This is a genomic window from bacterium, from assembly GCA_021372515.1.
Lineage (GTDB): Bacteria > Gemmatimonadota > Glassbacteria > GWA2-58-10 > GWA2-58-10 > JAJFUG01.
On record JAJFUG010000111.1, the window covers coordinates 1 to 11670 of the forward strand.

At 63.0% G+C, this 11670-nt stretch carries 7 protein-coding genes; 3 read left to right on the forward strand and 4 right to left on the reverse strand.

The window, feature by feature from the left end:
- Positions 1-122: 122 nt before the first annotated feature.
- Positions 123-1193: an NTP transferase domain-containing protein gene (locus LLH00_10980; GenBank protein ID MCE5271793.1), complete on the forward strand. Its 1071-nt coding sequence runs from the start codon at positions 123-125 to the stop codon at positions 1191-1193.
- Positions 1194-1285: 92 nt separating this feature from the next.
- On the opposite strand, the gene LLH00_10985 is transcribed toward LLH00_10980, so the two are convergent.
- Both LLH00_10985 and LLH00_10990 read right to left on the reverse strand, forming a co-directional pair.
- Complete coding sequence (locus LLH00_10985) at positions 1286-2869, reverse strand: PQQ-like beta-propeller repeat protein (GenBank protein ID MCE5271794.1); 1584 nt, start codon at positions 2867-2869, stop codon at positions 1286-1288.
- 325 nt (positions 2870-3194) lie between these two features.
- Positions 3195-4382, reverse strand: coding sequence for a class I SAM-dependent methyltransferase (locus tag LLH00_10990; GenBank protein ID MCE5271795.1), 1188 nt, complete (start codon positions 4380-4382; stop codon positions 3195-3197).
- Positions 4383-4531: 149 nt separating this feature from the next.
- Here LLH00_10990 and LLH00_10995 point away from each other — a divergent pair, with 149 nt between their 5' ends.
- The gene (locus LLH00_10995; GenBank protein MCE5271796.1) at positions 4532-4936 is read left to right on the forward strand and encodes an Rrf2 family transcriptional regulator; all 405 of its coding nucleotides are present in this window, start codon (positions 4532-4534) and stop codon (positions 4934-4936) included.
- 87 nt (positions 4937-5023) lie between these two features.
- Here the strand turns inward: LLH00_10995 and LLH00_11000 are convergent, their stop codons facing one another.
- Positions 5024-7006: a heparinase II/III-family protein gene (locus LLH00_11000; protein MCE5271797.1), complete on the reverse strand. Its 1983-nt coding sequence runs from the start codon at positions 7004-7006 to the stop codon at positions 5024-5026.
- Positions 7007-7133: 127 nt separating this feature from the next.
- Positions 7134-8975, reverse strand: a complete 1842-nt coding sequence (locus LLH00_11005) for an EAL domain-containing protein (GenBank protein ID MCE5271798.1) — start codon at positions 8973-8975, stop codon at positions 7134-7136.
- Positions 8976-9357: 382 nt separating this feature from the next.
- Here LLH00_11005 and LLH00_11010 point away from each other — a divergent pair, with 382 nt between their 5' ends.
- Complete coding sequence (locus LLH00_11010; protein MCE5271799.1) at positions 9358-11613, forward strand: heparinase II/III family protein; 2256 nt, start codon at positions 9358-9360, stop codon at positions 11611-11613.
- Positions 11614-11670 lie beyond the last annotated feature (57 nt).

The following is an 11670-nucleotide window of genomic DNA, read 5'->3' on the forward strand; positions in this document are numbered from 1 at the left end:
CTGGCAAGGGTGAGCCGTAAGCCGGAGGTGTCGAGCGACGGTCTTGCCGGGGGGCGGGCTTTGTTTTACCATATCTGTGTGAATTCATTCAGATGAGAAATCTCTCAACCCGGGGATTGCACATGGCTGAAAAGACGCCGGAACTGGTGGCCGTGATCATGGCCGGCGGGGCGGGCACACGGTTCTGGCCACTGAGCACCGAGGCGCGGCCCAAGCAGTTCCTGCGCCTTTTCGGCGAGCGGAGCCTGTTGCAGCAGAGCTACGACCGTCTGACGGGTCTGGTGCCGCCGGAGCGGGTGCTGGTGGCCACCGGGGCGCATTACACCGGCCTTGTGCGTGAGCAGTTGCCGCAGGTCCCGTCCCAGAATGTGATCGGCGAGCCCTGCCGCCGCGACACCGCCGCCGCGGTGGCCCTGGCCGCCCTGCTCTGCCGCAGCCGCTGGGGCGACCCGGTCATGTGCGTGCTGACCGCCGACCACCTGATCGCCCCGGACAACGAGTTCCGCCGCGAGCTTCTCTCCGCGGCGAGTGCTGCGTCCACGGGGAGCCGTCTCTACACTTTCGGCATCCCGCCCGCCTACCCGGCCACCTGCTACGGCTACCTGGAACGGGGGGAAATGCTCGCGGAGGAGGACGGCATCCGGCACTACGATCTGGTCCGTTTCAAGGAGAAACCCGACCGCGCCACGGCCGAATCCTACCTGGCCGCGGGGCGCTACCTCTGGAACAGCGGGATGTTTGTCTGGCGGGTGGGTGCGATCCTGGACGAGCTGGCGCGCCAGCTCCCGGAGCACCTGAAACGGCTGGAACCGGCGGTGGCGCTCTGGGACAGCCCGCAGCGCGAGGCGGCCCTGGCCGCGGCGTTCGAGGGGCTGAAGGCCACTTCCATCGACTTCGGAGTGATGGAGGGGGCGGCCCAGGCCGCTCTGGTGACGGCCGGTTTCGAGTGGAACGACGTGGGCGGCTGGCTCGCCCTGGCCGAGTACCTGGAACAGGACAGCCAGGGCAACGCCCACCGAGGCGGCCTGGAGAGCCTGGACAGCGCGGACAATCTCGTGTTCTGCGAGGACAGCTCCGAGAGCGTGGCCCTGCTCGGGGTGCGGGACCTGATCGTGGTGCGCGCCGGCAAGCGCACCCTGGTGCTGCCCAAGGCCCGGGCCGAGGAGATCAAGGCCCTGGTCAAGCGCCTGTAGGGCTGAGAGGCGGGCGCGGACAGCCACGATAGATAAAAGACCCGGCCTGCAGCGCGCAGGCCGGGTCTCTCTCTGTCCACTTCCAGAGGACATCAGAACTTATAGCACTGCAGCTCGTTCTTGTCCTTGAAGTAGAACACCCTCTTTCCCAGCTCGTCAATCTGGTAGTCAGGCTTCTTGTCCTTAAGCAGGACCTCGGCGTCCACCTGGCCGGTTTTGAGGTTGAGCGCGGCCAGCCCGGCTCCGTCATCCAGATTGGTCAGGATGAACATCCACCGCTCGCCCGAGGCGGTGGCGGTGAAGCGCTTGGACATCTCCTCCATGAACGAGCCGAAAGAGGAGTTCATGTTTTTGTTGGCCCGGGCGTTGTCCAGGGTGCCGCGGTAGGTGTTCATGGCAACGGAGGCGTTGGCCATGTAGTCGAGGCTCGAAACCGCTGCCGCGGCCAGTTTCATCCAGCCCGAGGAGCCGGGGGCTTCGAGGGTTTTGGCCCAGACCGCCTTGGAGCCGTCCTTGTCCAGCAGGCAGGCGCCCTGGGTGGCCTGAAGCAGCAGACCCTCGTCCCGCAGGTCCAGGCTGTTGACCGTCTCCACGAACTTGGCGTCCTTAAGCTTCAGCTCGGTGGTTTTCTTGCCGCTGGCCTTGTCCACGCTCTGCAGCTTACCGTCCGCCACCAGCAGTATCCGCTCGCCGTCGATCAGCATGTTGCAGGAGGAGTCCTTGTACTTGTAGGGGTCTTTCCAGAGGAAAGCGCCGTCCGCCCGGTTAATGCGCAGTACGAACCCGTCGCCGCTCTTGGAGTCGTCGCCCTTGAGGATCAGCCCCTCGCCGTCCTCCACGATCTGGCCGACCCACTTGGGAAGGCCCTGGGTCTTCCACTTGACCGCTCCGCTGGCGCAGTCGATGGCGTAGAGCTTGTCCTCGTTGGGCACATAGAGCGCGCTGCCGTCCGAGATCATCTGGGCCATGCCGTCCTTGGGCTGGGTCTTTTTCACCCCGCCGTCGGCGCATTTCCAGACTATGTTCCCGGTGTTGAGGTCAACCTTCATCGGCTTGGGGAACGCCAGGTAGGCGTAATCGCCCTCGAACACGGGCCGCTGGTTGCCGGCCACCGAGAATTTCTTGAACACGATGCCCGAGCCCGGCACCTCGAACACGTCGAAACGGTCCTCATCGAACTGCTCTTTGAACACCTTGGAGGTGCCGTTGGTGATGTCGTAGACGTAGAGGACCGGTTTGAGCTTCTCGTCATTCATGAAATAAAGGATTTCGCCGCGCTCGTAATTCGGGAATACCCCGATACCCATGCCTTTCTGCTCGCCGGTGGTCCAGACAACACTCCCGTCCGCGATGTTCAACGCGCAGAGAGTGCCGGTGATATTGCCTTTCCCTTTTTTGATGTCCAGGAGCATCAGCGGGGTGGCTGGGATGAACTCCACCTGGCCCTCCTGGACTTTCTTGACCGTGTCGTCTTCTTTTTTCCACAGATTCTCACCGGTCTTGGGGTCCAGACAGTACAGGCCGTCATCCGTGGCGTAGACCAGGCTGCCCAGGTCGGTCAGCCTTCGCCAGTTTATGTCTTTGTCGGTCTTGATCTGCCAGAGCATTTCCCCTGCGAAGGAGACTCCGACGCAAAAGAACACGAGTGCAAAACACAGAGCCAGGGGCTTCCGCATACGACACTCCTTTCCGATAAAGACGAAAGTGCTGCTACGGGGGGCAAATAATGACATTACTGCCTTACGTGTTATAGTGGAACACAAGGAGGAGAAAGCAGAGACGCAGGGTCCTTGCAGAATTTTTCCCATGGCCGGGCTTTCACGCTGGCGGTTGGACCGGTATGTCAAGATATTTGCATCATAAATCTAAGCCATGAAAATGCAATGTCAAGATAGATTTATATGTATAAATCGTCATTTTCAGGCAGGGCAAATATATCGGGTGAAAGGCGTGACATTGTTAAAAACGATGCACCGGAGAGGGACAGGCCGTCAGGGGAGTTCAGAACTGGAGCGCGGGAGAGGCAGACGTTTCGAACACGTCCAGCGCGCCGCGGCTTTCCAGATGGGTCAGGCCCAGCTCGGCGGTGAGTTCGGCGTAGCGGGTGCGGCTCAGGCGGCAAAGGTGAAGCGGCAGCGGTGCGGTCTTGACCGCGCTTTCCTCGAAATCCACAGCGATAAGAAGCTGTCCGCCCGGGACAACGGCCCGGCGCATCGCGCGCAGGGCGCTTTCCGGGTCGAACAGGTGTTCCAGAACGAATATGTTGATCAGCTTGTCGTAGGGCCCGCCCAGCTCACCCTCCCGCTCCAGCGGATGAATGCGCACCGGGAGTTTCCGGCTGGCGAAACGCCAGGCCGCGAAATCGAGCAGCGGCCCGGGCAGGTCCAGGTGGGTCACCCGGCAGCCCTTGCGCGCCAGCTCCAGGCTCAGGCTGCCGCAACCGCCGCCGTAATCCAGCACTCGCTCCCCTGGACTGCAAAGACTCAACACCTCGGCGTTCAGCTCAGCCTCGTCCCCGTTGTACTCGGTCTTCATCAACTCGTACAGGTAGAAATCGTGCTCCTGGTAGAAACGCCGCACCGAGTTGGCATCCGCGGGCGGAGAGTCCTGCCAGAGACTGACCGCCCGCAGCCCGGCCAGGTCGCACTTGCGCTCCACGGTTGGCAGATCCTCCCCAGTGAAGAGGGCCAGCTCGGCCAGGGCTGCCTGCTTGATCGCCAGGAACGGGGCGTGGACCTCCCGCTCCAGGCGCTCCAGGAAACGCGGTCCGACCCGCGAGGCCAGGCGATCGCTGTGCAGGTGGACTGTCCAGCGCGCGCCCGAGGCCGCGGCCAGACGGTTGACATTGTGGTAGGAGGAGCAGAGACGTCGGGTGGTGGAACACGGGATCAGCGCCAGATCGGAGCGGATAGCCCGCCGGGACCGGGTGTCCAGGTCCTCCAGGCGCAGGAACCCTTCGCCCGGGCAAACCAGGCAGTTACAGCCCGCCAGTTCCTGTCCCGGCCGGCAGAGGACTGTCAGCTCCGAGCGCGGGAAAGAGCGCTCCAGGGCCCCCAGGGCGAAACGCACCAGCGGCTCCGGGGCGCAGCGGATCAGCAGCACCCGCTCAGGACTGGGCGTCACGGAGCCCAGGACCTTGTCCAAGGGACGAAAAACTGGAGTTCCGAGACCATTCTTAGTAGAATACATCTTCGATCACTCCTTTGCCTGGGTCCGCACAGACAGCGCTTCAATCATTATCGACACCTGATCGGACCAGGTTGATTTTTTCAGAGAACAATTGACAGCCCGCGTATTTTCAGATATGTTCAAAATAAAGATATAAGGATAAAAAAGTCATGATATCGCAGACAGGTCAGTATGCGTTGCGAGCCCTGTCATTCCTGGGCGCGCAGGATAACGGCCGCTATCACCTTGTTCAGGAAATGGGTCGCGAACTCGATATTCCAGCCCAATACCTGTCCAAAATATTACACAACCTGGTGCGGGTGGGCCTGCTGGAATCGCAGCGCGGGCGCATGGGGGGGTTCCGCCTGAAACTGCGGCCGGAACAGGTCACGCTGTTCGATATCCTGGATGCGCTGGAGGACCTGGGACGCTTCGAGCACTGCATCCTGGGGACCGCGCCCTGCAACAACCGCAGCCGCTGCCCTATGGACGGCATGTGGTGCGAGGTCCGGGAGCGCTACATCTCGTTCCTCAAGAGCACCACAGTGGCCCAGCTGGCCCGCAAAACAGTCTGATTGTCGATTCTCTACGGAAAATGCGAGGGGCGGACACCCGCGGGTGTCCGCCCCTTGGTATTTGTACACGAGCTGCAGTACGGCCGCTCAGCGGGTGATTTTCAGCTCCCAGATATCGGCCGGCGGGCTGCTCTCCGGCGCGCTGAGCTTGATCCGGTAGAGGTCGCCCTGCCACGAGCCGAACAGCCGCGGGTCGTCGATCTTGATCTGCTCCACCGCCGGGCTGAGCCGGGCGCTGTCGTAGAGAACGCGCACGCTCACCGGAGCGCCCAGCCGTTCGGGGGTGATCAGGCGCAGCTCGCCGGGTTTCACTGTCTCCACCCGGCAGGGGGTGAGAAGGCTGAGGAACAGCTCGCCCCGGCGCTTTTCCAGCACGAAACTGTCGCTCAGGCGCACGGCCTTGCCCCGCTCCAGGCGCAGGCTGCGCTTCCAGGACTTCACCCCGGCCTCGGCCGGGTAGGCCCCGGCGATATCCAGCGAGAAAGCGGCCGCGCCGCCCGACTGGCTGTAGCTGACCGCCCGGGCCTCGTACTGGCGGCCCTCCTGCTGCATCACGCCGTTGATCGTGGGCAGGTTGTGGTAGGACGACTGCATGGTCCAGATCTCGTAGCGCCGGTCGCTGAAAGTCTTGGCCGTGTACTCGCCCACCCCGGCGTCCACCAGCACCGGCAGGCCGTCGCAGTAGACAATGAAATTGCCCACATCGTTGTGGTTGTGGCTTTCGGCGTTGTGGCCGCCCTTGGCGGCCAGGTAGAACCCCTCGGCGCTGCCGGTCTTGCTCCGGGCCGCCATCACCTGGATGCCGTCCAGCCAGACATCCCGCACCAGGGGCTGGCTGCCGGAAGCTGCGGCGAGCTCTTTCAGGTTGGCCAGCTCGGGCAACGCCCGGGCCAGGCTGGCGTCATCGATATCCCCCTGTTCCGGTTTCTGCTTCGCGGCCCAGGCGCCCAGGGCGGTCATGTTGGGGTCGCCGCTCCGCTTGCCCCAGCGGTAGACCAGGTCGAACGGGAACGAGACCCGCGCCGGGGCGTCCGCGAAATTGATGAAATAGAAATCGTGGATGTGGGAGCGGTAGATGTAGGCCCCCATGTTGCGGATCAGGGGGTCGGAGAAAATGTCCACCGCGCCGCCGGTGGCCGAGTGCAGCAGCTCGAGGCAATCGAACAGCGAGGCCCCGGCGCGTCCCCAGTAGCTGGGGCCCTCGTCGCAGCCGCCGTCCGCGTGGTAGGTCTTGATGAAATTGTCCAGGGCGCGCATGGCTTTCCAGAGCGCCTCGACCCGGCGGGCGGGGTCCTGTTCCAGCACCAGGTCCGCGGTGATCCAGTTGGAGCAGATCCAGGGGTTCCAGTTGTTCACCCGCTCCCTCTCGCCCCAGCCCATCCACCAGAAATCGTTGCGCTCCAGGCAGGGGTCGAGGATACGCGATTTCACCTGGCGGCCGATCCGCTCGCGCACCAGGGGTGAGACCGTCTCCAGTTGCGGCCCCACCAGATAGTCGACCCAGGCCAGAAGCGCGCCGGTCTCGGCGGCGAACAGGTCCACGATGGGCTCGCGCTCATCGGGCAGCCCGTCGCCGGTTTTCTGCGCGCCGATATGGGCCGGCACGCACCAGCTCGTTTCCTCCAGGATCAGCCAGAGGCCGTTGACTATCTCATCCGTGAAACGCCCCCGGTTCTCCACACACTCGGCCAGCACCAGGTCCTTGACCCGGTCGCGGCGGCCGAAATACAAGTCTTCATAGTGCGAGCGGTTTCCGTCGCGGGCGAACTCCAGGTAGAGCTTGGCCGGCAGCGAGGGCCAGGGTGCGCCCAGGGCTTTTTCACCCGAGGCGACCAGGGCGGCGCGCACCGGGGCGGACAGGCTGTCCCAGAACGCGCGCCGGGATATATCCGCGTAGGGGCGCCAGCTTTCGCGCGGCAGAAGGCTCGCCTGGACAGTTTCGCGCGTGTAGCGCTCGGCCAGGCGCACGCTGGGTGCGGCGGATTCAGCGGCGACTGCGGTTGCGGTGAAAAGGCCCAGGCAGAAAGCCAGGGCGGCCGTGAGATTCCGGTGCAGCGGAGGCATGCTCATCTTGACCTGCCGGGATGGGGTGGGAAAGGCTGTGAACGGGGACATCCGGGGTGAAAATAAGAAGGAACCGGCCGCGAGGCAACCGGTTCCGTAATCAGACAACAGGCTGGACCGATAGAAGGGCTTTTCAGAGCACTTTCTGCACGATCTTGGCCTCCGAACTCTTGGCCTGCTTTTTCAGATCGGCCAGCAGGGCGAACATGTCCTCGAGCTGGAAACAGTGACGCCCGGCGGGCAGGACCAGCACCCCGGCGCTGACCGACAGGAGCGGAAATTTCTTTTTCTTGCCCTCGCGGCTGACCGCGATAATGAAGCCGTTTTCCCGGTCCTGGGGCTTGTACAGGCTTTTCACGTCCTCGGAGAAGCGCTGGATTATCTCCTGGACCGAGCTGACCGCGGCCTGCGCCTCGATCTCGTTCTCGCGGTACGAGCAGAAGAAATCATCTCCGCCCACGTGGCCGAGGAAGCATTTTTTCTGATTGGCGCTGTCTTTCAGGATGTCGGAGAAGATCTGGATCGCCCGGTCGCCCTGGCGGAAACCGTAGATATCGTTGAACGGCTTGAAATTGTCGAAATCGTAGTAGACGAAGACGAAGCTCTCGCCGGAGTTGACCATCGCCTCGGAGATGTACTGGTTGATGATCGCGTTGCCGGGCAGCTTGGACAGTGGGTTCTGGTCGCGCGCCTCGGCGATGTTCTTCTCGTTCAGCAGCTTGACCAGCGAGCTGGCGCTCAGGAACCCCACGTAGCGGCCGCCGCTGGTGATCAGGATACCCTCGGACTGCACATCCTGCGAGAATATTTCGAGGATTTTCTCCACCCGCGTGTTGATCTCCGAGACCGGCATCCTGGAGACGAAGTCGAGCAGGCTGTTGGAGGACTTGCGCTTGAGCAGGAACCGTCCGTAGGGCGAGTAGACGAACTCCTTCAGGTCGATCTCGCGGATCACCCCGATCGGCTCGCCCGTGCTGCCCACCAGCGGGAAAAAGGAGTTGCTCTTGTTGCGGCGGAACGAGTCGAAGATGAAATCGATGTCCGTGATAGTGTCCTGGCTGTTGTAAAGCGAGATCGGCTCGATGTACTCCAGGCGCCGGGCGATGATGTCCTGGTCGGTCAGCTTGGAGCGGCGGTCTTTCTGGTTCAGGTCGGCGATAAGATCGTACTTGTCGCGCAGCTCGGCCTCGTCCAGTTGCGGGCGCTGAATGAAATAGCCCTGGATGTAGTCGCAGCCGATCTCCTTGCAGACATAGAACTCGTGCTCGTTCTCCACGCCCTCGGCGATCACGATCACGCCCAGGATATGCACCATGTTGAGGATGGAGGAGACGAACAGTTTCTTGCGCGCGTCCTTCTCGATGTCGCCGATGAAGAAGCGGTCGATCTTGATGTAGTCGGGCTCGCTGTGGTAAAGCATCTCGAGCCCCGACAGGCCCGAGCCGAAATCATCGATGGCGATCTTGTAGTGGCCCTCGCGGAAGAACTTGAGCATGTCCTTGATCGTGTTGAGGCCCTTGATGTCGTGCAGGATGAAGGTCTCGAAATCGTGGCGCTCCGATATCTCCACGCACAGCGAGTACAGCGGCAGGTGGTACTTGTCGAACAGGCTGGTGTAGTTGACCTGGGTGTAGCCGGGGTCGAGCAGGGTCCGGTTGTCGATGTTGAAAAAGAGTTTCTGTTTGACGCAGGATTTGATCCCGGCGAATTTCTGGATCGCTTTCTCGCGCAGCATGAAATCCAGCAGTACCGAAACCCCCTCGTAGTAGGCCGTGTCGAACACGTCCTGTATGCTCTGGAACCCGGCTTTCTCGTAGTTGCGCAGCAGGGCCTCGTAGCCGTAACAGGAGCCGGTGTGGATGTTGACGATCGGTTGGAAGGCGTAGTCGAAAACCTGGCAGATCCGGGTCCACTTGTCTACTTTCGAGGCGTCTGTCTGTTCGGCCAGATCGATATTACTGTTCAGCGTAGCCATTTTTGCACTCCGTGACGGCATATTCCAACCGATGGAAACACGCCCGGATCATCCGGGCTGGAATCCGAATCCGTAAGATAATAGTGAGAGTTATTAACCTGGCCGAAGGGACCCCGCGCGAGCTGTCTGCCCCGGGGTCGGATCGGGGATGTTTCAGGAATTGGGATCGCGGTGCAGTTGATAAGTCAGATAAAGTTATCCGGAGTTTGTTAGGGCATTAATAAGCCGGCCCGAGATTTGTGTTAGCCCGGCCCTCCGGCATCGGACCCGGGAATTGTTGACAGTGGGCCGTCCGCGTGTAAATAATATGCTCTGGTCGGTTTTCCGGATGCGCCGCGGACAATTAATTCAGATCCAAAACCAATTCCGGGAGAATTCGAGTATGCGAAAAGGCAACCTTGTCGGGGTGTTATGCGGCCTACTCTGTCTGTGGCTGGCGGCTTTGCCCGTGGATATGGCGGCCCAGGCCGCGGGCGGGCGTCACCCCGTGCCCACGGAGCACCCGCGGCTGTTCGGTTCGCGCGAGAGGCTGCGCAGCCTGGCCGCCGAGCGTCCCGAGGAATACGCCCGCATGAAAGCCGTGCTCGCCTGGCCGGAGGTGGATGACCATGCGCTGATGTTCAGCCTGGCCCTGGTCTGCGCCGTGGAGCCCGACAGCGCCCTGGGCCGCCGGGCGGTGGAGCTGGCGCTCAAGTATGTCAACGGCCCGATCCAGACCGGGCACACGACTTTCGGCCACGACCTGGCCAATGTCGCGGTGATCTACGACATGTGCTGGGACTACTGGACCGACCAGGAGCGTCAGGCTTTCCACACCTATGTCAACGCCACGGTGGACGGCAACGTGAACGAGGAGACCACCCCGTTCGCCAACGGCTGGTACGGCTACAAGCACTGGGGCTACGGCCTGGCCTGCTACGCCGCCTACTACGAGAACCCCCGCGCCCCGGCGATACTTTCCAAGCTGGAGAGCGACTACCGCAACCTGGCCGTGCCGGCCCTGGAGCTGGCCGGCGAGGGTGGCGGCTGGGCCGAGGGCTACTACATCAACTACTGGAACTACGAGTGGATGGTGTTCTGCGAGGCGGCCACGTACTGCGAGGGGATAGATTACTGCGAGCTGGCCCCGAAATTCTTCCGCGAGCGCGCCGTGGCCAGCATGTTCGAGGCCTACCCCTGGATAAGCGATTACCACTCCCGCCGGCCGATCCCGATGGGCGACAGCGGCGGACGGCTTTACGGCGGCGACCGGGACAAGACGCTCAACGTGCGGCGGATACTGGCCTCGCGCTACCGCAACGACCCGTCGCACCAGGCGGTAGCCACGTTCAACGAGACCACGCCCCGGGCCTCGGGCGGCACCAACGCCTACAAGGATTTCCTCTGGCACGACACCAGCGTGCCCAAGGCCAGCCTCGCCACTTTCAAGCTCTCCCACTACAGCTCCGGGCCGGGCTATGTCTACGCCCGCAGCTCCTGGAGCGATGACGCGACCCACTTTTTCTTCAAATGCGGCGACCGTTTCACCTCCCATCAGCACCTGGACGTGGGGCATTTCATGATCGCCCGGCGCGAGGAGCTGCTGGGCGATGGCGGCCATTACTACGAATTCGGCGGCGTCCACGATGTCAACTACCAGCTTCGCACCATCGCCCACAACACGATGCTGGTCTACAACAGCGCCGAGCGTATCCGGGCCGACATCCGCGCCGGGATGGTCACGGGTAACGACGGGGGCCAGAACTACCCCTGGGAGCACCACAACGGCCTGGCCGCCCAGGTCTCGGACTGGAACGCGAACAAGGCCCAGTTCGACATCGCGGACATGCTGGCCTACCGTGACCACGGCGACTGGCTCTACACGGCCGGGGACTGCTCACGCGCCTACGACAAGGGCAAGCTCGAGTATTTCTACCGTCAGATCGTGTACATCCGCCCGGGGCGTTTCGTGGTGTTCGACCGGGTCAAGTCGCCGCGCTCCAGCTACAAAAAGACGTTCCTGCTCCAGGCGATGAAAGTGCCGCAGGTGGACGGCCAGCGGTTGAGGATCGACAACGGCGGCGGACGGCTGTTCGCGCTCACCGTGCTGCCCGAGCGCGCCGTGATCAAGCTCAACAGCGGCGCCGACCTCTACAGCTACGACGGGCACAGCTATCCGCCCACCTCCGACACCGGACCCGCCCCGGAATGCCGGGTGGAGATATCCCCGTTCATCTCCTCGGCCGAGGACCTGTTCCTGCACGTGTTCGACGCCTGTGATGACACCCGGGAGTCGATGTGCGAGGTGGCGCGGCTGGGGGACGGCACGGCTGAGACGGGGGTGCGCCTGTCCGGAGCGGGGGGCGAGCCGGTGGAGGTGCTGTTCTCCCGTAGCGGCACTCTGAGCGCGCGCATCCGGGTGGGCGACAGTGGCGGATACACCGACCTTCCCGCCGGGATAGACACCAGCGTGACCGTGCTCCCGCTGCAGGGGGATGTGGACGGGGACGGGCGGCGCAGCCTGAGGGACGCCCTGGAGCTGATGCTGCGCGCCCTGCGCGATCCCACGGACAGCAGCCTCGACCTGAACGGCGACGGGGCCGCCACCTGGGCCGACGCCCTGGAACTCGTGCGCCTGATCCGGAACGCGGCGGACTGAGCCCCCGGGACACAACGATGTCGGAATTCGAGGAGCGCGCTCTCCTTTGAGGGGGGG